Raw genomic sequence first — 21,084 nt, 5'->3', positions numbered from 1 at the left:
TTGCGCAAGAAGTCTTGTTGATATAGCGTCGGGGCATGACACCCCGTGACGACCGGCGCACAACGCTCACCTCAGCCGCCTCGATGCGCGTGCTCGCGCATCCCACCAGGCTGCGGCTGCTGGGGCTACTGCGGGAACGCGGCGCTCAGACCGCCGCCCAGCTCGGCGACGTGATCGACGAGGCGCCCGGCACCATCAGCTACCACCTGGGCAAACTCGCCTCGAGCGGCCTGATCGAGCCCGCCGAGGCGCAGAGCACCGACCAGCGCGAACGCTGGTGGCAGGCGACGACGCCGCTGACAAGCTGGGAACCCGCGGACCTCCTGGGCGACCCCGACACCCTCGCCGCGTCGTCCGCGCTGCAGAAGTCGATCGCCCAGGCCTATGCGGCCCGCTTCACCGAGTACATCGACACGGCGGCCACCCTGCCCAAGGAGTGGGTTGCGGCCGGCGCAAGCGGCGACCGCAGCCTGCGGCTCACCGCCGACGAACTGGCGACCATGCGCGGCGAACTCGAGGAGTTCGTGGACCGATGGCTGGACACGAGCGCCGCCCACGACCCGGCGGCCGCCGACGGCGCCGAGCCTGTGGTGCTGGTGTATCAGGCCTACCGGCGCCCCTGAGAGGTCGCCGTGACCTTCACAGACGCCCCGGCCCGAGGCCGTGGCGCGAGGAGCTCGCTTGTCGCGCTGCTGTCCGCGCACGCGATCTCCCAGACCGGCAACGTCGTCACCGCGTTCGCCGTGCCGTTCTATGTGCTGGGCCGGGGCGGATCGGGCGTGGAGGTGGGCCTCGCGGCCTTCTTCGCCACCGCCCCTGTCGTCCTCGGCGGGGTCCTCGGCGGGGTCGTCGTCGACAGGGTCGGTCACCGCAGGGCCGCGATCGCCGCGGACGTGGCCAGCGGCGTCACCGTGCTGGCCATCCCGGTGCTGGCCCTCACCGTTGGCCTGCCGTTCTGGGCGCTGCTGGCCCTCGTGTTCGCCGCCGGGCTGCTCGACACCCCTGGACAGACCGCCAGGCGGGTGATGCTGCCCGGCCTGTCGATGCGGGCGGGCGCACGGTTGGAGCAGAGCGTGGGGCTGCTGGACGGGTCTGAGCGATTCGCGAAGCTCATCGGGGCATCCGTCGCCGGGCTCCTCGTGGCGGTGCTGGGCCCGGTCGCCGCCCTCTTCGTGAACGCCGCGACCTTCCTGGTCTCGGCCGTGCTGACCTGGAAGGGTGTGGCCCCGATCCGGGACGTGCTCCTGCCCGGCTCCGACGCTGCCGGTACCGACGCCGCCGGCTCCGGCCCTGGCGGCGTCCCGCGGCGCACGTCGTACTGGGCTGACCTGGCCGAGGGCTTCCGGTTCGTGGTCGCCGACCCGCTCATGCGACTGGTCGTGGGCCTGGTGTTGGCCACCAACCTTCTGGACGCGGCTCGCGGGTCGACCCTACTGCCCCTGTACGCGAACGACCGGCTCGGCGGCGCGGCCGCGTTGGGGCTGCTGGTGGCCGTGATGGGCGGATGCGCGCTGATCGGCAACATCGCCTTCGGCTTCGTCGCGCACCGGGTGCCCCGCCGGGTGACCTTCGCACTCTGCTTCGCGCTGGCCGGCGGCCCCTCGAGCGCCGCATTCGCGTTCGGCGCACCGTTACCGGTGCTGGTGGCCCTGACGGCCCTCTCCGGGTTGGCCGCCGGCGCCATCAACCCGATCCTCGGCACCGTGGAGCTCGAACGGATTCCGGAGCAGCTCCGCGGCCGGGTGTTCGGCCTGATCAACGCCGGCGCCTGGGCCGGTGTGCCGTTCGGCGCCCTGCTCGGCGGCATAGCCGGGGACACCATCGGCCTCCCGCTGGCCTTCGGCATCGTCGCCGTGCTCTACACGATGATCACCCTGAGCCCGCTCACGGGCGGGACCTGGCGGCAGATGGAACGTGGGGCCGCCGCGGTCGACCGGGTACCGGCGGCGCTGTGCTGAGCGCGAACAGCGCTTGCCGCACCCGCGATGGTTCGGTTAGCTGGCCCCATGCGATTCCTCATCCTGGGCGGAACGGCCTGGCTCGGCGGCACCATCGCGACGGCCGCGCGGCATCACGGACACCAGGTCACCTGCCTGGCCCGGGGCGAGACCGGCAGCGCGCCCGACGGCGTCCGGTTCGTGACCGGAGACCGCACCCGGCCGGACGCCTATGACTCCGTGACCGCCGAAGACTGGGATGTGGTCGTGGACGTGTCGCGGCAGCCCGGCCAGGTCGCCTCCGCGGTCGCCGCGCTGCAAGAGCGGGCCGGCTCGTACACCTTCGTGTCGTCGGGCAATGTCTACGCGGAGACGGCGACGCCGGGCGGGCTCGAATCGGCCGAACTGGTCGGCGCCCTTGCCGCCGATGTGATGGAGGACATGGAGAGCTACGGCGAAGCCAAGGTTGCGTGCGAGCAGCGCGTGCTCGAGGGTTTCGGCACCGAACGCTCCCTGATCCTGCGCTCCGGGCTGATCGGCGGCCCGGGCGACATCTCCGACCGGTCCGGCTACTGGCCGGCCCGGTTCGCGCAACCTGCCACCGCCGATGGGAGCGTCCTGGTGCCCGATGTGCCCGGCCTGCTCACCCAGTTGCTCGATGTGCGGGACCTCGCCGAGTGGATCGTGGATGCGGCCGAGGACGGCACGCGCGGGGTGTACAACGTGGCGGGGGAGACCGTGTCGCTCGTCGAGTACCTCGCCGTGGCCCGGTTCGTCGCCGGCCACACCGCACGCGTCGTGGGCGTCGACCCGCACTGGCTGCTGGAACACGAGGTCGAGCCCTGGTCGGGGCCCCGGTCACTGCCGTTGTGGTTGCCGCTGCCCGAGTACGCCGGCTTCAGCGCCCGCGACACCTCCGCGGCGCGGAACGCCGGACTGGTCACCCGCCCCCTGGCCGACACCCTCGCCGACACCCTGCGTTGGGAACGACAGCGAGTGATCAACGGCCCCCGCCGGGCCGGCCTCTCCGACGCCGACGAGGTGGCGCTGTTGGCCGCCCTGGCGGCCTGACCCGCGCTCCGGCGCCGCGCAACCCGCCCCGTTCCGGACGAATGGTCCCGGCACGCCGGGACCATGTGTCCGCATGACGGGCTCCCTTCCTGACCCCCACGTGCGGCCCCTGGACGGCCACGGGCGCGGCGAAGACGGCCGCCGGAAATATGCCGGAAATATGGGCGGGCGAATTGCGGATGAATTCGCCCCGATGGCCCTGATTGAGGGGCATTCGAGCCCCTCACCACTCGCTAGGCTGAGATCGCGAGACTCGCCAGTGACGCTGGGTCTGTTCGCTACTAATCGTTCGGGAGGGGACGGGACACGTCGTGCTGTTCGAGGCCGCTGCACTGGTGACTGCCTCGCTCGCCCTGGTCGGGGTGGGCGGGACCGCAGCCGTGCCCGAATACTCCGCGATCGGCGCCTCCGCACTCGGGTCGCCCGCACTCGGTTCGTCCGAGTTCGGCGCCTCCGACCTCGGTGTGCAGGAGGCCGTCGCCGCACGCCTCTCCGACCGTCAGGGAGATGTCGGGTCGGCGCCGTTATGGGCCCAACTCGAGGTGCAGTCCGCCGCGTCGGTCGATATCGACCTGACCACCCTGCGCTCGATGACGGGGCCGAACCTGCTCGTCGGCATGTCCCAGTTGCCCCTCGCGGACCTGGCCACCTTCGCGGCCGACTTCCCCACCCACATCGACGCGCTCCTGGCCGCCCCACCACAGGCCGCCGTCGTGACGGCGTGGTGGACCATGCTGGACTCCACCCAGCGGGCCACCCTCACGGCCGCGACGCCGCAGCTCGTCGGGAACCTCGACGGCGTGCCCCTTGCGCAACGGAGCCGGGCGAACGAGAGCTTCCTCCGCGACTCGCTGGCCGAAGCCGAACGTGCCCTGGACGGCGTCCTGTCCGCCACCGAACGCAGCCGGCTGTCCAGCCAGGTGGCCATGCTCAACCAGGTGGCCGAGGCACTGCACGCCAGCGAGGACGGGCCCAAGCGCAGCCTGGTCCTGCTCGACACCACGGGATCCGGCCGGGCCGCCATCGCGCTGGGCAACCCCGACACCGCCGACTACATCGGCTACCTCGTGCCCGGCATGAACTATCAGGTGGAACCCCAGATCGTGAACTGGACCACCGTGGCCGACGACCTCTACCGCGAGCAGGCCGCCGTGCTGGCCGACGGCGCTGCCGAGCGCACCACCCCGGCACCCACCGTCGTGACTGCATCGGTGCTCCTCGGCGTCGCATCCGCCGTCGCATCCGTGTCGCCGGCCGCCGCCCCGGCCGCCGCACCCACGATCGCCACGATCGCGTGGATCGGTTACGAGGCGCCCGACCTGTTCTCCGTCGGCGGCCTCGACCGGGCCGAGGCCGGTGCGAACTTCCTCGAAACCTCCTGGGCCGGTGTGCGCGCCACCCGCGGAGGCGATCAGCCGTTCGTGTCCGTGTTCGCGCACTCGTACGGGTCGACGGTGGCCCTCCTCGCCCTGGCGAACGGGTCGGTCGAGGTGGACGCCCTCGTCGTGGTCGGTTCCCCGGGCAGCGCGATCCAGTCCGCGGCCAAGCTCAAGGTGACCGGCGAGAACGTCTTCGTCGGCAAGGCCGACTGGGACCCGGCCGTGAACTCGGCGTTCTTCGGCAGCGACCCCGGCGCCGCGTCCTACGGCGCCCGGGTGCTCGGCGTGCGCGGCGGCACCGACGCTCGCACCGGCAAAACGCTGGCCGGATCGCTCGGCCACAACGACTATTTCACCCCCGGCAGCGAGTCACTGCACAACATGGCATTGATCGGCACGGACAACGCGGAACTGGCCACCGACGACATTGAATAGAATTGAGACTTCTGCTTCGAATTACTTGGGAGTCTCATGTCTGAAATCACGGCCGAGCAGGTGGCCCATCTGGCCAACCTCGCCCGGATCGACCTCAGCTCGGCTGAAATCGATCGCCTGACGATCGAACTCGGTCAGATCGTCGACTCCGTCGCCAAGGTCGCCCAGGTCGCCACCCCCGACGTGCCGGCGACCAGCCACCCGATGCCCCTGACGAACGTCTTCCGTGACGACGTCGTGGTGCCCTCGCTCACGGTCGACCAGGCGCTGTCCGGCGCCCCCGACCGCGCCGGCGACAAATTCCGGGTGCCCGCCATCCTGGACGAGGAGTAACCCACGTGACCAACCTCATCAACCAGACCGCCGCCGCCCTGGCCGCCCTGCTCGCCGACGGCTCGGTCAGTTCCGTCGACGTCACCCGCGCGCACCTCGACCACATCGACGCCGTCGAACCCGACGTGCACGCGTTCCTGCACGTGGCCCGCGACGCTGCCCTGGCCACCGCCGCCCGGGTAGATGCCCGCCGTGCGGCCGGCGAGAAGCTCGGGCCCCTGGCCGGCGTGCCGATCGCCATCAAGGACGTGCTCGCCACCCTCGACATGCCCTCCACCGCCGGATCGAAGATCCTCGAAGGCTGGATCCCGCCGTACGACGCCACCGTCGTCAAGCGCATCCGCGACGCCGACCTCATTCCCCTGGGCAAGACCAACATGGACGAGTTCGCGATGGGCTCCTCCACCGAACACTCCGCCTACGGCCCCACCCACAACCCCTGGGACCTCGACCGGATCCCCGGCGGCTCCGGCGGCGGCTCGGCCGCGGCCGTCGCCGCCTTCGAGGCGCCCCTCGCACTCGGCAGCGACACCGGCGGGTCCATCCGCCAGCCCGCCGCCGTCACCGGATCCGTCGGCGTCAAGCCCACCTATGGCGGGGTGTCCCGCTACGGCGCGATCGCTCTGGCCTCCTCGCTCGACCAGGTCGGCCCCGTCACCCGCACGGTGCTCGACGCCGCGCTGCTGCACGACGTGATCGGCGGCCACGACCCGCTCGACTCCACCTCCCTCACGGATGCCTGGCCGTCCATGACCGCCGCGGCCCAGGCTGGCCTGAAGGACGGCGCCCTGAAGGGCGTGCGTGTCGGCGTGATCAAGGAGCTCAACGGCGCCGGCTTCCAGGCCGGGGTCAAGCAGCGCTTCGAGGAGACCCTGGCGCTGCTCTCCGCCGCCGGCGCCATCGTCAGCGAGGTGAGCGCCCCGAACTTCGAGTACGCGGTCTCGGCCTACTACCTGATCCTGCCGGCCGAGGCGTCCAGCAACCTGGCCCGCTTCGACTCGGTGCGCTTCGGCATCCGCGTCAACCCGGAAGACGGCCCGCTCACCAGCGAGCGCGTCATGGCCGCCACCCGCGACGCCGGATTCGGCGACGAGGTCAAGCGCCGCATCATCCTGGGCACCTACGCTCTCAGCGCCGGCTACTACGACGCCTACTACGGCAGCGCCCAGAAGGTGCGCACGCTCATCCAGCGTGACTTCGCCGCCGCGTTCGACCAGGTCGACCTGCTCGTCTCACCGACCGCGCCGACCACGGCGTTCAAGTTCGGCGAGAAGATGGACGACCCGATGGCGATGTACCTCAACGACATCACCACCATCCCGGCCAACCTCGCCGGCATCCCCGGCATGAGCCTGCCGATGGGCCTCGCGCCCGAAGACGGCCTGCCCGTCGGCCTGCAGGTGATGGCCCCCGCCCGCGCGGATGCCCGCCTGTACACGTTCGGCGCCGCCGTCGAGCAGCTGCTCGAGGCGCAGTGGGGGCACACCCTGCTCAGCCAGGCGCCCCAGCTGGCCCACACCGAAATGTTCGCAACCGAAGGGGGCGCCGTCTGATGGCGAAAGCCGAATTGATGGACTACGACAAGGCCCTCGAACTGTTCGAGCCGGTGCTCGGCTTCGAGGTGCACGTCGAACTCAACACCAAGACCAAGATGTTCTGCGGCTGCGCCAACGAGTTCGGCTCCGGCGCCAACACCAACACCTGCCCCACCTGCCTCGGCCTGCCCGGCGGGCTGCCGCAGGTGAACCGCCAGGCCATCGAATCGTCGATCCGCTTGGGGCTGGCGCTCGGCTGCGAGATCGCCGAGACCAGCCGGTTCGCCCGCAAGAACTACTTCTACCCCGACACCGCGAAGAACTTCCAGACCTCGCAGTACGACGAGCCGATCGCGTTCAACGGCCAGCTCACCATCGAACTGGAGAGCGGCCGCCAGGTCACGGTCGACATCGAGCGCGCCCACATGGAGGACGACGCCGGCAAGCTCACCCACATGGGCGGCGCGGCCGGACGCATCCAGGGCGCCGACTACTCGCTGGTGGATTACAACCGCGGCGGCGTGCCGCTGGTGGAGATCGTCACCCAGATGATCGAGGGCGCCGAAGCCGACGCCCCGGAGATCGGCAAGACCTACGTCGCCGCCATCCGTGAGATCGTCAAGGCGCTCGGCGTCTCCAACGCGCGCATGGAAGAGGGCAACGTGCGCTGCGACGCGAACGTGTCCCTCCGCCCGCGCGGCTCGAACATCCTCGGCACCCGCACCGAGACCAAGAACGTCAACTCGCTGCGCAGCGTCGAACGCGCCGTGCGTTACGAGATCCAGCGCCAGGCGGCGCTGCTCACCGCTGGCGGCACGATCACACAGGAGACCCGGCACTGGCACGAGGACACCGGCGTCACCTCCGCCGGCCGGCCCAAGAGCGACGCCGACGACTACCGCTACTTCCCCGAGCCCGACCTGGTGCCCGTCGCCCCGTCACGCGCCTGGGTCGAAGAGCTGCGCGCCACCCTGCCCGAGCCGCCCGCGGCCCGCCGCAAGCGCCTGCAGGCCGACTGGGGTTTCGTGAACCTCGAGTTCCAGGACGTCGTCAACTCCGACCTCCTCGACGTTCTGGAGGCCACCATTGCCGCCGGCGCGCCCGCCCAGGCCGCCCGCAAATGGTGGACCGGCGAGATCGCCCGCCTGGCCAACGCCGCCGGCGTCTCCGCCGAGAGCCTGGTCACTCCCGTGCAGGTCGCCGCGCTGATCGAGCTGATCACCGACGGCACCCTCACCGACCGCCTGGCGCGCCAGGTGCTCGAGGGCGTCATCGCGGGGGAGGGCACGCCCAGCGAGGTCGTCGCCAGCCGGGGACTCGCCGTCGTGAGCGATGACGGACCCCTCGTCATCGCCATCGACGAGGCGCTCGCCTCGCAGCCCGACGTGCTCGCCAAGATCCGCGACGGCAAGGTTCAAGCCGCCGGCGCTGTCATCGGCGCGGTCATGAAGGCCATGCGCGGCCAGGCGGATGCCGCCAGGGTGCGCGAACTCGTGCTCGAACGAGCCGTGTCGACATCGGCCGAGTCCGCACAGGAGCCGGCCGAATAATGGCCCTTTTCAAGCGCCGCCCGGTGGACGCCCCCGACACGACGGGGGCGGCCGCCGCGTTCGGCGTCGGCATGCAGGTCGTGGTGCGGCTGGACCGCAGCCGCTACCCGGACTCGATGATCGAGGACCCGGTCGGGGTCATCACCGCGCCGGGCGAACTGGTCGGCTCGGCCCTCTACGCCCCCGTCGTGGGTCGAGAAGCCATCTGGGTCGTGCACTTCGAGGAACCGTTCTGGGGCCTCGACGGCTCCGGCCCGCACGAATCGGCCCGGGTCTCCCAGCGCTCCCTCGAGCTGGCACCGCAGTCATGATCGCCGTAGCGGATTCCAACCAGCCGCGCGACGCCGACATCCGCCGCTGGCGTCAGTACCTCGCCGACGAGCAGGCCGAGGCGGCCGTGTACCGCGACCTTGCCGGTCGCCGCAGCGGCGAGGAACGCGAGATCTTGCTGGCCCTGGCCGAGGCCGAGGGCCGGCACGAGGAGCACTGGCGCCAGCTGCTCGGCGACCGGGTGGGCTCGCCGAAGAAGGGTGCGCTGCGCACCCGCATCCTCGGTCTCCTGGCTCGCCGATTCGGGTCGGTCTTCGTTCTCGCGCTCGCTCAGCGGGCCGAGGCCCGCTCGCCGTACGACGGGGATGCCGACGCCACGAGCGCCATGGCCGCCGACGAGCGCATCCACGAAGAGGTCGTCCGCGGACTGGCCGCTCGGGGCCGTCAACGCCTGTCCGGCACTTTCCGGGCCGCCGTGTTCGGCGTCAACGACGGCCTGGTGAGCAACCTGGCCCTCGTGCTGGGCATCGGAGCCACCGGTGTGCCCGCCGCGACCATCCTGTTCACCGGTATCGCGGGCCTGCTCGCCGGGGCGCTGTCGATGGGTGCGGGGGAGTATGTTTCGGTACGGTCCCAACGCGAGCTCCTGGACGCGTCCACGCCCAATCCGGCCACCCGGAGCGTGCTCTCGCACCTCGACGTGGCCGCGAACGAGCTCACCCTCGTCTACCGTGCGCAAGGCATGACCGCGGCGGAGGCCGAGGTGCACGCCCGCGAGGTGTTGCGCACCGTGGCGATCGCCACAGACGCGCTCGACCTGAGCAAGCTCACGGTGGCCACCGAGCCGGAAATCGACGAGCACGAGGCCATCGGCACGGGCATGGGCGCCGCGGTGTCGAGCTTCTGCTTCTTTGCCTCCGGTGCGCTCCTTCCGGTGCTGCCGTATCTGTTCGGGATGCAGGGCATCGCCGCGATCATCGTCGCTGCCGTGCTGGTGGGCCTGGCCCTGTTGGCCACAGGGGCCGTCGTCGGCCTGCTCTCCGGCGGTCCGCCGCTCAAGCGTGCGCTACGCCAGCTGGCCATCGGCTTCGGGGCCGCCGGCGTCACCTACCTGCTCGGCCTGCTCTTCGGCACCTCCATCGGCTAGCGCTCCGCCGGTCGCGGCGTGTCCGTCAGCGGCGGTCGTCGCGCCCGGTGAGGGCCAGGAGGCGCGACTGCAGGGGTGCGTCCTCGGGCATCGGAACGGGCGAGTCGAACAGGCCGCTGGCTTCCAGGGCGTCGCGCTGCGGTTCGAAGACCGTCCAGACCGCGCCGACCAGGGTGTGGTCCAGACCCTCGTCGGCGTCAGTGGCCCTGGCCAGGTCCCAGGAGTGGATCGTCACGTCGGACACCTGCTCGCGCAGGTAGTCCAGCACCGTGACGGTGTCGTAGGAGAGCTGCACCGGGGCGTCCGCCGGCGCATCCTGCCAGGCCTGGGTGGCGCGTGCCGAGTAGGTGTGCCACTCCGCGGCCAGGTCGTCGCCGAGCGGTTCGACCTGACGCCTGGCCTCGGCGAGGGTGAGACCGGCCAGGAGCGGCGGAATCCATTGCTGCTCCTGCACGACGTGGCGTACAAGGTCGCCCACATTCCATTCGACGTCCGGGGTCGGGGCGCTCCAGTCGTCGATGGCGGCCACGCGCACGCTGAATTCATGATGGGCCTGCTTCTGCAGGGCGAACCAGTCGATGTCGGCTGTGCCCGGTGACGCGTCCGTCATGGCCGTCGAGGATGCGGTTGTGCCGTCGGTGTCGGTTTCTGAGTTTGTAGTCACTGTGTCTGTGGTCACGCAGGTCTCAATTCTGTGCTGGTCACGCGTCATCCGCCGAGAACTGATCGTCTCTGTGGGTCTAACGACATCGTGGCCGCGGGCATTCCTCCCCGGACGGGCGGATGCTACGGGTTGCGGAACCCGGTCAGGGTACCGCCGGTGGCGCGCACGCTGAGGTTGAACAAGACCGCGTAGATAGCGCCGGAAGCTGTCACCAGCACAGTGTTGAGCACCACGACGGCGGCGGCGAAACCCGCCACCGTGTTGCCGTCAAGGATCACGCTGAGGTTGAGTGTCTTCGTCGTGAGGTCCTCATACGAAGAGGTGAGGGTCTTCACCACGTCGGCGTCGCCCAGCAACTGGGCGACGCCGAAGATGAACGCCACCGTCACGAGATTCAGGCATACCGAGACCACCAGGGCGAGTTTGGTGCTGGACCACACCCCGATATGGGCGAGGGTCAGCTGCATCTGACGCGTTGGCGTGCCGTGCTCCGCCTTGCGCGCGAGCTTCTCGGCCACGTCGGTCACCGGGTCACCGCGCCCAGCGCCTCGGTCCGGCCCGGCCGTGTCCCCCCGGACCACGCCCGTCCCCCATCCGGCTGAGTTCCCCCGAACTGACCGTCGCCGGACCGTGCACCCCCGAGTAGCTCTGTTCCCCTGGCTTCCGAGCCGTACCGCTGCATAATTCCCCCGAATCGGTTATCCCCTTAGCTATGAATGTCCGGCAGGTGCGGATTCGTCTCACCCGCCCTCAGAAACTTTTTCCGTCGATTCGGCGTGCATCACCCGTGCCGCCCGGACCGGACAATAGATTCGTGAGTGATGCAGCGCCGCAAGGGCGCCGCCGTCCCCGGTTGAGATGAGGAACCCATGTCCGGTGCCATTGCCGTGATGCAGCCACGCGACCTGCCCGCCGCGAGTTTCGTGCCCTTCGCCCGGCGCGCGGAGGAACTCGGTTTCGACGAGATCTGGGTCGTCGAGGACTGCTTCTTCCGCGGCGGAATCGCCCAGGCAGCAGTGATCCTCGCCGCCACCAGCACAATCGTCGTGGGCATCGGTATCATGCCCGCCGCGGCTCGCAACCCTGTGTTCGCGACCCTGGAGGTCTCGACCCTCGCCGAACTCTTCCCCGGCCGGTTGCGGGTGGGCGTGGGCCACGGCATGCCCGGCTGGATGAAACAGGCCGGCATCTGGCCGGCGAGCCCCCTGGGCATGCTCGCCGAGAATCTCGACATGATGCGCGCCCTCCTGCGCGGCGCGAGCGTGACCGAGTCCGGCCACTACACCCGGGCGGATGCCGTGAGCCTGGCCGGGCCGCCGGCGAGCGTTCCGCCGGTCCTCGCGGGGGTGCGCGGACCCAAGTCGCTCGCCCTGGCGGGCGGGGCCGCCGACGGAGTGGTGCTGGCCGAACCCGTCACCCCCGAATACCTGGGAGAGGCCCTGGCTGCCCTCGACGCCGGGCACACTGCCGAGCCGTCCGCTTTCGGCTTTCCCGGCATCCGCCCGCCGGCTCCGGCGCCGACGGCACGGCACGTGGTCGCCTACAACATGGCCGCGGTCGACGAAGACCCAGGGCGGGCCAGGGACGCGGTGCGGGCGGCACTCGAGTGGATCGGGGAGCCGGACTGGGCTCCCCACATCCGGGTGCTTCCCTTTGCCGCCGAGTTCACGGCCCTGCGGGCGTCGAGCCCCAGCCGCGGCGAGTTCGCCCGTGCCCTGCCGGACTCCTGGGTCGACCAGCTGGCCGTCGTCGGCACCCCCGCGGCCGCGCGCCGCCGGATCGACGAGCTGCACGCGGCCGGGGCGACGAGCGTCGTCTTGATCCCGGCCGGCGACGACCCTGTGAATGCGCTGGAGTCGCTGTCCGCGGTCCTGTCCGCGGACCCGGCCGACGCCTAGGCTGGGGAACCCGCACAGAAGGAGAACGCACATGGGATTCCTCGATCGCCTCTTGGGCCGCCCCGAAGAGCCCGAACAGCCCCGGCGCAACACAGCCCCGGGCGGCACGGCAGCACCTCGCCGCACCGAGGATGAGATCGCGGTGGAACGCTATCGGTACCTCCTGCGCACTGCACCGCCGGAGACCATCGAACAGGTGCACACCGAGGCGTTCAGCAAGCTCACCGACGAACAACGTGACCTGCTCTTCCGCCAGCTCACGGACAACGCCATGGAGGGCGAGCGCCCTGCCAATGCAGAACCGGCCACCCTGGCGAAGTCCGCCACCCGTGCCGAGCTGCGCCAGCCCGGCACCCTGGACCGCGCCTTCGGCGGCGACCAGCCCGGCGGCCGCCAGGGCCCGGGCTTCGGCAGCATGCTCGGCGCCTCCCTGCTCGGCACTGTGGCCGGATACGTCGTGGGCTCGGCCCTGGTCAGCACCTTCCTTCCCGACGCCGGCGGCGAAGCGGATGCTTCCGCCGACGCGGGATCCGAGGACTCATCCGGTGACTCCGGTGCCGACGCATCCGCTGACCCGGGTTCCGACGCCGGCGGGGACTCCGGCGGCTTCGGTGACTTCGGCGGCGGCGACTTCGGCGGCGACTTCGGCTTCTGACCAACGTTCGGCCCCGTCCGGCCGCGCAGCCGTTATTATCGAAGGTAGTTTCGAACTCGCGGCCTGGGCGGCAGAAAGGTACGCTGCATGAGCAAGCAGGACGGCAGTGACCGGCAGACGACGGGGATCGACGTCGATGACAGCACGGCCACCATGCTGCACATCGACATGGATGCGTTCTTCGCCTCCGTCGAGCTGCTCGACCACCCCGAGCTCGCCCACCTGCCCGTCATCGTGGGTCACCGTTCCGGCCGCTCGGTGGTGACGGCGGCGAACTATGTGGCCCGCAAGTACGGCGTCAACTCCGCCATGCCCATGGCGGTCGCCCTGCGCCGTTGCCCGGCCGCCGTGGTCCTCGAACCGCACATGAGCCGCTACGCGGAGGTGTCCAGGCAGGTGATGGGCATCTTCGCGGACATGACCCCGCTGGTCGAGCCGCTCAGTATCGACGAGGCCTTCCTCGACGTCGCCGGCGCCCGCCGCCTGCACGGGTCGCCCGCCGAGATCGCGCAGAAGATCCGAGCCCGGGTGTTCGCCGAGACCGGGTTGACCTGCTCGGTGGGAGCCGCCTCCACGAAGTTCGTGGCCAAACTGGCCTCCGGCCGGGCCAAGCCCGACGGCCTGCTGGTGATTCCCGCCGACGACACGATCGGGTTCCTGCATCCGTTGCCCGTCGGAGCACTCTGGGGCGTCGGTGCCACGACCGAGCAGGCCCTGCTGGCGCTCGGGCTCCGCCACGTGCGCGACATCGCCCACGCCTCCCGCGAGACGCTCGAACGCGCCGTCGGGGTGGCCGGCGCGCAGAAGCTGCACGACCTGTCCTGGGGCATCGACCACCGCTCGATCAACCTGGAGCGCGAGGAGAAGAGCATCGGGCACGAGGTCACCTTCGAGCACGACGTGACGGATGTCGCCCGGTTGCGCAGCGAACTGCTGCGGCAGTCGGACGCCGTGGCCGCGAAACTCCGCGGCAATGGTCTCGTCGCGCGCACCGTGGTGCTCAAGCTGCGGTACGCGGACTTCAGCACCGTGACCCGCTCCCGCACCCTCGCCGACCCCACCAACGTGGGCCGGCGCATCTACGAGGAGGTCGCCGCGAGCTTCGATGTGCTCGCCGCGCGGGGCATCCGGGTGCGCCTCATCGGGGTTCGTGCCGAGCAGCTGGGCAACGGCGACGGGTCCGGGCTCGGCCTCTGGGACGACGACGATGATTGGCGGGAGGCCGAACTGGCCGTCGACACCGTCACCGCGCGCTTCGGCCGGGGCATCGTGCGCCCGGCCTCCCAACTGGGCGGGGGCAGCGCGCCGAAACGGGACGTGCACCCGTTCGGCACCCCGGATGCCGGACCCGCGAGCCGGCCGGATCAGAACCGGCCGTGACCTGCGGGCGTCACATCCGTCCGTGACATCCGGGCGTGACATCCGGCCGTGACATCCGGCCCGGCGCGGCGGGCTGGTCCTGACCGGTTCGGGGGAGTGGGGGTAGCCTTTCAGCATGACTAATCTCGCCTTGAAGCTCGCAGAAAACGCTCGGTACATCGGTGTGCGGTCGGCCTACGGAGACCCCGTGCAGATCGAGGGCGTCACGATAGTGCCCGTCGCCCTCGTGCAGTACGGCTTCGGCGGCGGTGGCGAGGGCGACGACGCCGAGGGCGCGGCGGGCGGCGGCGGCGGCGGCATGGCCATCCCGATCGGCGCCTATGTGAAGTCGGGCGGGGCCGCCCGGTTCGAGCCGAACGTGATCTCCCTGCTTGCCGTCGGCATCCCCTTCGTGTGGGTGAGCGGCAAGGCCATCGCGCGCATCATCCGCGCGCTCAAGCGCTAAGCCAGGGCCGGCACGGCCCGCGCGGGGGAGCGGAGACCGCCTCCCGCCGCTTCGCCGTGCCCGCAGCCGGTCTATACTCGAATCGAACACGGGAGTCCGGTGAACCGGGCTGAGAGGAAGCTACTTCAGCTTCGACCGTCGAACCTGATCTGGATCATGCCAGCGCAGGGAGGCTTCTCAATCCCGTGCCCTGTATTCATCTACGGAAAGGGCACGACCAGTGCATGCATCAACCAAACGTCTGACCGCGTCGACACCCCGCACGCCTCGGGTGCTGAAATGGCGCGTCGTGGACATCGTCGTGGCCAGCGTCATCGGCGTCGCCAGTGGCGTCATCTTCTGGGCGTGGGGACTGGCCTGGTCGCCGCTCAGCGCCCTGCTCGCCTTCACCCCCGGCCTGGAGGGACTGCTCGCCGGCGGCTGGCTGTTCGCCGGCGTTCTCGGCGGACTGATCATCCGTAAGCCCGGAGCGGCCGTCTACACCGAGGTCGTCGCGGCGGTCGTCTCCATGCTGATCGGAACCCAGTGGGGATTCTCGACGCTGATCTGGGGCATCATCGAAGGACTCGGGGCCGAGATCGTCCTCGCGCTCTTCCTCTACGCGAACTGGCGGCTGGGCGTGGCCCTGCTGGCCGGCGCCGGCGCCGGCGTGGCGGTCGGCCTGCTGGACACGACCTTCACGAGCTATGCCGCCCTCGACGTCGGCTACAAGGCCGTCTACATCGTGTCCGCCGTCGTGTCGGGCACCGTGCTCGCGGGCCTGCTGTCCTGGCTTGCCGTGCGGGGATTGGCCCGCACGGGCGCGCTCAGCCGGTTCGCGGCCGGTCGGGAGGCGAGCCGGGTCGGCCAGACGGGCCAGAACCCGTCTGGCCAGAACCCGTCTGGCCAGCACCCGTCTGGCCAGGACCCGTCTGGCCAGGACGGGCCTGGCGAGAGCGCTCTGCGGCAGACCGAGACCCCGTCGCAGACCACGCGGTGAGGGTGGGCGGATGCCTGCTCCGACGCCGCGGGATGAGCGCGTGACCGGCGCGAGGGTCACGGCCTCCGGCTGGGGCTGGCGGCACGCCGGACGCAGCCGGCCGGCGGTCTCCGGACTCGATCTTGACATCCGCCCCGGCGAGCGAGTACTCGTACTCGGACCCAGCGGGGCCGGCAAGAGCACCCTGATGCACGCCCTGGCCGGGGTGCTCGGTGACGACGAAGACGGCGACGAGACCGGCGAGCTGCTCATCGACGGCATCCGGCCGCGTCAGGCGCGCGGCCGGGTCGGTCTCGTGCTGCAAGACCCCGACTCGCAGGTGGTCCTGGCCCGCGTCGGCGACGATGTCGCGTTCGGCTGCGAGAACCTGGGTGTGCCCAGGACCGAGATCTGGCCGCGGGTCACGCAGGCCCTCGACGAGGTCGGGCTGGACCTGCCGCTGCGGCATCCGACCAGCGCGCTCAGCGGCGGCCAGAAACAGCGGCTGGCCCTGGCCGGGGTGCTCGCCATGCGACCGGGCCTGGTGCTGCTCGACGAACCGACCGCGAACCTCGACCCCGCCGGCGTCGTGGAGGTGCGCGATGCCGTGCACCGTTCGGTGCAGGCCTCGGGCGCGACCCTCATCGTGATCGAGCACCGGGTGGCGGTCTGGCAGGACATCGTCGATCGCATCATCGTGCTCGACCCGGCCGGCGGTATCTTGGCCGATGGGCCCACCTCCTCGGTGCTCACGGCGGAGGGCGCCAGGCTGGCGGCCGCGGGAGTGTGGATCCCGCGTTTCCCGCCCGCTCGTCCCCAACGGCGCCCGCTGCCCGAGCGCACCGGCGAGGTGCTCCTCAGCACCGCCGGTCTCGCTGTGGGACGGGTGCCCTTTGCCCGCCGGCACCCCATGGTGGCGGCCGAAGGGATCGACCTCGACGTGACGGCGGGCACCGCGACGGCGATCACCGGGCCCAACGGTGTTGGAAAGTCCACGCTCGCGTTGACCCTGGCCGGGCTCCTGGCACCGGCCGGGGGACAGCTCACCGCCACGGCCGCCCTGACGGCAGTCGCCGCAGGCGGCCCCGTGCGCGCAGCCGGACGCGGACCCCGGCGCGGAAGCATCCCGGGTGCCGACCCGCACTCGTGGCGCTCCCGTGACCTCCTCGAACGCATCGGCACTGTGTTCCAGGATCCTGAACACCAGTTCCTGGCCGGATCCGTGCGGGACGAACTCGCCATCGGCCCGCGCGCCCTCGGCCTCGGCGACGCCGCCGTGGCCGACCGCGTCGACGGCCTCCTCGACCGGTTGCGCCTTGAGCACCTCGCCGATGCCAACCCCTTCACTCTGTCCGGCGGCGAAAAGCGCCGGCTGTCGGTGGCGACAGTGCTGGCCACACGGCCCCGGCTCCTGATCCTGGACGAACCCACCTTCGGACAGGACTCCCGCACCTGGTCGGAACTGGTGCGGCTGCTTGCCGAACTCCTTGACACGGGCACGGCCGTGGTCGCCGTCACCCACGACGACCACTTCGTCGACGCCCTCGCGGATGCCCGGTTCGTGATGGCGCCCGCAGCCGGCCCCGCATCGGCCGGCGCAATCTCGACCGGCACGATCGTGCCCGCATCCGCTGCGACGCCGACGACGCCGGCCGAGACGGGCGCGCCATGAGCATGATGACCCCCGAGATCCGTCCCAGTGCCATCGCCCGGGTGAACCCGGTCGCCAAACTCGCCGTGGCCCTCCTGATCAGCTGTGCGTTGATGCTCTCCATCGACTGGGTGTCGGCGGCGACGGCGCTGCTGCTGGAGGCCGTGCTGCTGGCCTGGTGCGGGTTGAACGCCCGGCAATTCTGGTTGCGCACCGCCCCGGTCTGGATCGCCGCTCCCTTCGGGATGCTCACCACGGTGCTCTACGGGCAGGATTCCGGTGCGGTGCTGTGGGGCGCCGGCCTCGTCACGATCACCGAGGGGTCGGTTGCGCTCGGACTCGCGATCGGTCTGCGGGTGCTGGCCATCGGCATCCCGGGCATTGTGCTGCTCGCCACGACCGACCCGACCGACCTCGCCGACGGGCTGGCGCAGGTAGTGCGCCTGCCCGCACGATTCGTGCTCGGCGCCCTGGCCGGCCTGCGGCTCGTGGGCATGTTCATCGACGACTGGCACTCGCTCGCCCTGGCCCGACGGGCCAGAGGGGTGGGCGACGGCGGCGGACTGCGCGGCCGGGCACGCCGGTTTGCCGGCTTGGCGTTCGCCCTGCTGGTGCTGTCGGTGCGCCGGGGCAGCAAACTCGCCACGGCCATGGAGGCCAGGGGCTTCGGCAGTGACGAACCGCGCAGCTGGGCTCGGGAGTCGGTCTTCGGCCGCCGTGATGTCGTGGTCGTGGCCCTGGGCCTCACCATCGCCGCCGCGGCGATCTCGGCGGCCGTGCTGGCGGGAACGTGGCGTTTTGTCCTCGCCTGATCTGTGCGCTGCGGCGGCGGTGCCGCCCGGCCCCGGCGCGCCCGCCGATGCGACGGGTAGCGGCGCCCTGCTGGCCCCGGTGCTTCACGCGATGCGGGCCCTCGGCCGCCACCGGGCGGGCGGGCGTGCCGTGGTGCTCATCGACGGTCCGAGCGGGGCGGGCAAGAGCACCCTCGCGGATGCCCTCGTGGCAGCCTGGCCGGGACCGGTCGCGCCGACCCTGGTGCGGCTCGACGACATCTACCCGGGCTGGGCCGGGCTGGAGGCGGCGATCGAGCACATCCGCACGCAGGTCCTCGTTCCGCGCCACGACGGGGCCCCGGCTCGGTGGCGCCGGTTCGACTGGGGGACCGAGGCTGCGGCCGAGTGGCACGCCGTGCCCGCCGACCGGCCGCTGATCGTCGAGGGTTGCGGCACCTTGGCCCGTGCCCACGCGTCCGTGAGCGATGTGCGGGTGTGGCTGGATGCCGACGACGGCATCCGCAAACAGCGCGCTCTGGCCCGGGACGGCGGGGTGTTCGAGGCACACTGGGACCAGTGGCAACGGGATTGGGCGGGCTACCGCGACCGGGAGACACCCGAACGGCAGGCCACGGTGCGGCTGCTGGCCACTCCGCCGCGCTCGCGCCCTCAGACGGCTGCAGCGGACACGCCGTGGAACCCAGCCGAAAACGCGTCTCCGCAGTAAGTTGGGGGTATGACAACACCCCAGAGCGAGAACACCGAATACACCGTCGAGTTCGTGGACGGCCCCCTGGAGGGTCAGACCGACACCCGCGTGCTCCTGCACGGCAAGCACGACGAACGCATCAGCATGGTCGCCGCCGTCGACAGCATGGAATCGCTGTTCTGGTACGACGAGGTCGACGCCCGCGAGGTGCAGGGCAAGCTGCACGTGCGCTACGCCTTCGACTCCAGCGACAGCGACCCCGTCGAGTCGAACGACGAGCCCGATCGGGGCTCAGCTCTCTAACACCACAGCAGGTCAGCGCCGGTCCCGGGATACCCGGGCCGGCGTTTGCTGTATCGGCGCTGTGTCATATCGGCACCGTGTCATGTCGGCGCCGTGTCATATCGGCGGCGTGTTGTACAAGCGCTGCCGCTCGGTGTCTGCGGGGTGCTACTGGGAGTCGATGAGCGCGGTGATCAGCGGAATCGGGTGCAGCAGGCGCCAACCCGGACCGGGGTCGGTCAGGGTTCTCTCCAGTTTGAGGTTCGACGAGACGCTCTCACCGAACGCGTCCACCGTGACCCGGCCGACACTGCTGCCCGCGCGCCCGGTGGCCACGGCGTCGAGGTCCACGACGGCTTCGCCCGGGGTGGCGGCCTGCCAGCCGAAGCGGGTCTTGGGCGTGCCGACCACGGCATCGGCGGTGTCGCCCCACGCTGTCGTCAGGGTGGCGTAGGCGTCCCCCTGGGTCAACACCGGCAGCTGGGTGATCCCCGCGCGGGCCGAGGCCATCAGGGCCGTCAGATCGGCGGTGAGCGTGTCGTAGTCGGGTTCGCCGAGGAACGCGCCCGCGAACGTGAAGGTCTCCGTGTCGACGGTCACCGCGGCGGTGAAGAGGAAGCAGACGCCGCCGGCATCCGTGTAGCTGCGCGAGATGCCGGTGATGCCCTCGTCGGGCAGGTAGGCGGTGGTGTTGTTGACCCCGCGCTGGCCGACCAGCGCTGAGGCGGGCTTGGCGATGATGTCCGCGATGACCGGGTTGGTCGCGGCGAGGGCCGCGATGCGGGCCAGGTCGGCGCCCGTGCCGGCGCTCCCGTCGGACAGCCCATTCGCATCGACGACGGTCGTGTCGCCCATCCCGTTGGCGGCCAGCCACTCGTTGGCGGCGGCGAGGTAGGCGTCGACGGAACCGAAGGCCCACCGGGCGAGGGTATCGGCATGGTTGTTGCTGGAGCCCAGGATCATGGCCTGCAGCATTTCGCGTTCCGTCCAGCTCTCCCCGGGGAACACGATGACGGTCCGGGCGTCCTCGGCGGTGTAGTCGAGGTAGTCCTGGTAGTCCGCGGTGACGAGCGAGTAGGCCGGGCCGGCCTCGCCCACCGCGAGGGGCTTCGCGTCGAGCACCACGAGCGCGGTGATGATCTTGGCGGCGGATGCCATCGGCAGGGCTTCCGCGCCCCCACCGGTCGCGATCGGGGCCGCGCCCAGTGCCGCGGCGCCGTCGGTCGCGGCGGCCGTGTCGGTGTCAGCGGCGTCGGCGGCTTCCGAGACCGGGGTGAGGGCCAGGATGCCGCTCGTTCCGGCGGCCGGAAGCGCCGGGGTGGATGCCGCGACCGGAGCGTCCGGTGTCATGAGCGTCACGGCGGCGGTGGGCAGCGGGCCCAGCAGGGTGGCGGGTCCGTAGACTCCGATCATCAGGATCACGAGCGTTCCCACCGAGATACCGATCACACGGCCGGGACGAAATCTGCTCATGGTTCAGGGTAGCCGGTCCGGGTCAGGCCCAGCCGAGCTCGTGCAGCCTGTCGTCGTCGATCCCATAGAAATGCGCGATTTCATGCACCAGGGTCACGTGCACCTCGTCCCGGAGCTCCTCGAGATCGGCCACGATTGCCAGCAGGGGCTCGCGGAAGATGATGATACGGTCGGGCATCTCGCCGAAGCCGTACTGGCCCCGTTCGGTCAGGGCCACGCCGTCGTACAGGCCGAGGGTGTCCAGGCTGCCGTCTTCGGGGCGGTCCTCCACCACGAAGATGACGTTGTCGAGGCCGTCGACCATGTCGTCGGGGAGCAGATCGAGTTCGTCGATGACGAGACGTTCGAAGTCGTCGTGGCTGAGCATGAGCATCCACTCAGCATGGCACGCGTTAAAGCAGAAAGTCCCGGTCTGTTGAGACCGGGACTGTTCTGACGTGGGGTGAGTAACGGGGCTTGAACCCGCGACCTCCTGGACCACAACCAGGCGCTCTACCAGCTGAGCTATACCCACCATGTGCTGCTTCCCTCTGTCAGCG

The 21,084-nt window shown here is 70.8% G+C and carries 22 protein-coding genes, 1 tRNA gene and 1 riboswitch; of the genes, 18 read left to right on the top strand and 5 right to left on the bottom strand.

The features are described 5' to 3' along the window. Positions 1-35 precede the first annotated feature (35 nt). The 9 genes from PA27867_RS10290 (at position 36) to PA27867_RS10250 (ending at position 9,657) form a co-directional block, all read left to right on the top strand. Entirely contained in the window at positions 36-623 is a 588-nt protein-coding gene (locus tag PA27867_RS10290) for a winged helix-turn-helix domain-containing protein (protein ID WP_066596079.1), read from the top strand. A gap of 9 nt (positions 624-632) precedes the next feature. Further along, entirely contained in the window at positions 633-1,958 is a 1,326-nt protein-coding gene (locus PA27867_RS10285) for an MFS transporter (RefSeq protein WP_066596078.1), read from the top strand. Between the two features lie 48 nt (positions 1,959-2,006). Next, a complete protein-coding gene (locus PA27867_RS10280) occupies positions 2,007-3,008 on the top strand; it encodes an NAD-dependent epimerase/dehydratase family protein (protein WP_066596076.1) in 1,002 nt (333 codons plus the stop codon). 335 nt (positions 3,009-3,343) lie between these two features. Continuing rightward, a complete protein-coding gene (locus PA27867_RS10275) occupies positions 3,344-4,822 on the top strand; it encodes an alpha/beta hydrolase (RefSeq protein WP_157109179.1) in 1,479 nt (492 codons plus the stop codon). Positions 4,823-4,858: 36 nt separating this feature from the next. Continuing rightward, positions 4,859-5,155: an Asp-tRNA(Asn)/Glu-tRNA(Gln) amidotransferase subunit GatC gene (gene gatC / locus PA27867_RS10270; RefSeq protein WP_066596071.1), complete on the top strand. Its 297-nt coding sequence runs from the start codon at positions 4,859-4,861 to the stop codon at positions 5,153-5,155. A 5-nt stretch (positions 5,156-5,160) separates the two neighbouring features. After that, positions 5,161-6,708: an Asp-tRNA(Asn)/Glu-tRNA(Gln) amidotransferase subunit GatA gene (gene gatA / locus PA27867_RS10265; protein WP_066596069.1), complete on the top strand. Its 1,548-nt coding sequence runs from the start codon at positions 5,161-5,163 to the stop codon at positions 6,706-6,708. Then, positions 6,708-8,240, top strand: coding sequence for an Asp-tRNA(Asn)/Glu-tRNA(Gln) amidotransferase subunit GatB (gene gatB / locus PA27867_RS10260; protein WP_066596067.1), 1,533 nt, complete (start codon positions 6,708-6,710; stop codon positions 8,238-8,240). Before gatA ends, gatB begins: the two co-directional genes overlap by 1 nt. Beyond that, a complete protein-coding gene (locus PA27867_RS10255) occupies positions 8,240-8,551 on the top strand; it encodes a hypothetical protein (protein WP_066596066.1) in 312 nt (103 codons plus the stop codon). The genes gatB and PA27867_RS10255 overlap by 1 nt, the downstream gene beginning before the upstream one ends. Next, entirely contained in the window at positions 8,548-9,657 is a 1,110-nt protein-coding gene (locus tag PA27867_RS10250) for a VIT1/CCC1 transporter family protein (RefSeq protein ID WP_066596064.1), read from the top strand. Before PA27867_RS10255 ends, PA27867_RS10250 begins: the two co-directional genes overlap by 4 nt. A gap of 25 nt (positions 9,658-9,682) precedes the next feature. Here the strand turns inward: PA27867_RS10250 and PA27867_RS10245 are convergent, their stop codons facing one another. Both PA27867_RS10245 and PA27867_RS10240 read right to left on the bottom strand, forming a co-directional pair. Beyond that, positions 9,683-10,321 (bottom strand): TIGR03086 family metal-binding protein, encoded by a 639-nt coding sequence (locus PA27867_RS10245; RefSeq protein ID WP_236900683.1) that lies wholly within the window; start codon positions 10,319-10,321, stop codon positions 9,683-9,685. Between the two features lie 122 nt (positions 10,322-10,443). Then, positions 10,444-10,848 (bottom strand): DUF3566 domain-containing protein, encoded by a 405-nt coding sequence (locus PA27867_RS10240; protein ID WP_066596060.1) that lies wholly within the window; start codon positions 10,846-10,848, stop codon positions 10,444-10,446. Between the two features lie 342 nt (positions 10,849-11,190). Here PA27867_RS10240 and PA27867_RS10235 point away from each other — a divergent pair, with 342 nt between their 5' ends. From PA27867_RS10235 to PA27867_RS10195, 9 genes are all read left to right on the top strand, one after another. After that, complete coding sequence (locus PA27867_RS10235) at positions 11,191-12,219, top strand: LLM class flavin-dependent oxidoreductase (RefSeq protein WP_066596059.1); 1,029 nt, start codon at positions 11,191-11,193, stop codon at positions 12,217-12,219. 31 nt (positions 12,220-12,250) lie between these two features. Next, a complete protein-coding gene (locus PA27867_RS10230; RefSeq protein ID WP_066596057.1) occupies positions 12,251-12,874 on the top strand; it encodes a hypothetical protein in 624 nt (207 codons plus the stop codon). 87 nt (positions 12,875-12,961) lie between these two features. Next, positions 12,962-14,254 carry a DNA polymerase IV gene (locus tag PA27867_RS10225; RefSeq protein ID WP_066596055.1) on the top strand — a complete coding sequence of 431 codons (1,293 nt, stop codon included), beginning with the start codon at positions 12,962-12,964 and terminating at the stop codon, positions 14,252-14,254. Between the two features lie 115 nt (positions 14,255-14,369). Beyond that, complete coding sequence (locus PA27867_RS10220) at positions 14,370-14,699, top strand: hypothetical protein (RefSeq protein WP_066596054.1); 330 nt, start codon at positions 14,370-14,372, stop codon at positions 14,697-14,699. A gap of 78 nt (positions 14,700-14,777) precedes the next feature. Beyond that, a riboswitch (TPP riboswitch) is annotated at positions 14,778-14,888 on the top strand. Positions 14,889-14,919: 31 nt separating this feature from the next. Beyond that, complete coding sequence (locus PA27867_RS10215; RefSeq protein WP_157109178.1) at positions 14,920-15,678, top strand: ECF transporter S component; 759 nt, start codon at positions 14,920-14,922, stop codon at positions 15,676-15,678. Positions 15,679-15,688: 10 nt separating this feature from the next. After that, the gene (locus PA27867_RS10210) at positions 15,689-17,329 is read left to right on the top strand and encodes an ABC transporter ATP-binding protein (RefSeq protein ID WP_084020969.1); all 1,641 of its coding nucleotides are present in this window, start codon (positions 15,689-15,691) and stop codon (positions 17,327-17,329) included. After that, positions 17,326-18,120 (top strand): energy-coupling factor transporter transmembrane component T family protein, encoded by a 795-nt coding sequence (locus tag PA27867_RS10205; protein WP_066596041.1) that lies wholly within the window; start codon positions 17,326-17,328, stop codon positions 18,118-18,120. Before PA27867_RS10210 ends, PA27867_RS10205 begins: the two co-directional genes overlap by 4 nt. Then, positions 18,107-18,808: an ATP-binding protein gene (locus tag PA27867_RS10200; RefSeq protein WP_167550834.1), complete on the top strand. Its 702-nt coding sequence runs from the start codon at positions 18,107-18,109 to the stop codon at positions 18,806-18,808. The genes PA27867_RS10205 and PA27867_RS10200 overlap by 14 nt, the downstream gene beginning before the upstream one ends. A gap of 9 nt (positions 18,809-18,817) precedes the next feature. Further along, positions 18,818-19,093, top strand: a complete 276-nt coding sequence (locus PA27867_RS10195) for a hypothetical protein (RefSeq protein WP_066596032.1) — start codon at positions 18,818-18,820, stop codon at positions 19,091-19,093. A 147-nt stretch (positions 19,094-19,240) separates the two neighbouring features. Here the strand turns inward: PA27867_RS10195 and PA27867_RS10190 are convergent, their stop codons facing one another. The 3 genes from PA27867_RS10190 to PA27867_RS10180 all read right to left on the bottom strand — a co-directional run bounded on the left by PA27867_RS10190 (position 19,241) and on the right by PA27867_RS10180 (position 21,059). Then, complete coding sequence (locus tag PA27867_RS10190; RefSeq protein WP_084020967.1) at positions 19,241-20,545, bottom strand: D-alanyl-D-alanine carboxypeptidase family protein; 1,305 nt, start codon at positions 20,543-20,545, stop codon at positions 19,241-19,243. A 22-nt stretch (positions 20,546-20,567) separates the two neighbouring features. Continuing rightward, the gene (locus PA27867_RS10185; protein ID WP_066596026.1) at positions 20,568-20,918 is read right to left on the bottom strand and encodes a metallopeptidase family protein; all 351 of its coding nucleotides are present in this window, start codon (positions 20,916-20,918) and stop codon (positions 20,568-20,570) included. Positions 20,919-20,983: 65 nt separating this feature from the next. Beyond that, positions 20,984-21,059 (bottom strand) — tRNA-His (locus PA27867_RS10180). Between the last annotated feature and the right edge of the window lie 25 nt (positions 21,060-21,084).

The sequence above is a fragment of the Cryobacterium arcticum genome (assembly GCF_001679725.1).
In the GTDB taxonomy this organism is placed as follows: domain Bacteria; phylum Actinomycetota; class Actinomycetes; order Actinomycetales; family Microbacteriaceae; genus Cryobacterium; species Cryobacterium arcticum_A.
Note: the sequence above shows the minus strand (reverse complement) of the source record. Positions and strands in the feature narration are given on the sequence as shown.

What these genes read in the sequence shown, in the direction of transcription:
- PA27867_RS10290 (WP_066596079.1), top strand. Translation starts at nt 36, where the DNA reads ATGACACCCCGTGACGACCGGCGCACAACGCTCACCTCAGCCGCCTCG.
- PA27867_RS10280 (WP_066596076.1), top strand. Translation starts at nt 2,007, where the DNA reads ATGCGATTCCTCATCCTGGGCGGAACGGCCTGGCTCGGCGGCACCATC.
- gatC (WP_066596071.1), top strand. Translation starts at nt 4,859, where the DNA reads ATGTCTGAAATCACGGCCGAGCAGGTGGCCCATCTGGCCAACCTCGCC.
- gatB (WP_066596067.1), top strand. Translation starts at nt 6,708, where the DNA reads ATGGCGAAAGCCGAATTGATGGACTACGACAAGGCCCTCGAACTGTTC.
- PA27867_RS10255 (WP_066596066.1), top strand. Translation starts at nt 8,240, where the DNA reads ATGGCCCTTTTCAAGCGCCGCCCGGTGGACGCCCCCGACACGACGGGG.
- PA27867_RS10250 (WP_066596064.1), top strand. Translation starts at nt 8,548, where the DNA reads ATGATCGCCGTAGCGGATTCCAACCAGCCGCGCGACGCCGACATCCGC.
- PA27867_RS10235 (WP_066596059.1), top strand. Translation starts at nt 11,191, where the DNA reads ATGTCCGGTGCCATTGCCGTGATGCAGCCACGCGACCTGCCCGCCGCG.
- PA27867_RS10230 (WP_066596057.1), top strand. Translation starts at nt 12,251, where the DNA reads ATGGGATTCCTCGATCGCCTCTTGGGCCGCCCCGAAGAGCCCGAACAG.
- PA27867_RS10225 (WP_066596055.1), top strand. Translation starts at nt 12,962, where the DNA reads ATGAGCAAGCAGGACGGCAGTGACCGGCAGACGACGGGGATCGACGTC.
- PA27867_RS10220 (WP_066596054.1), top strand. Translation starts at nt 14,370, where the DNA reads ATGACTAATCTCGCCTTGAAGCTCGCAGAAAACGCTCGGTACATCGGT.
- PA27867_RS10210 (WP_084020969.1), top strand. Translation starts at nt 15,689, where the DNA reads ATGCCTGCTCCGACGCCGCGGGATGAGCGCGTGACCGGCGCGAGGGTC.
- PA27867_RS10205 (WP_066596041.1), top strand. Translation starts at nt 17,326, where the DNA reads ATGAGCATGATGACCCCCGAGATCCGTCCCAGTGCCATCGCCCGGGTG.
- PA27867_RS10195 (WP_066596032.1), top strand. Translation starts at nt 18,818, where the DNA reads ATGACAACACCCCAGAGCGAGAACACCGAATACACCGTCGAGTTCGTG.
- PA27867_RS10190 (WP_084020967.1), bottom strand. Translation starts at nt 20,545, where the DNA reads ATGAGCAGATTTCGTCCCGGCCGTGTGATCGGTATCTCGGTGGGAACG.
- PA27867_RS10185 (WP_066596026.1), bottom strand. Translation starts at nt 20,918, where the DNA reads ATGCTCATGCTCAGCCACGACGACTTCGAACGTCTCGTCATCGACGAA.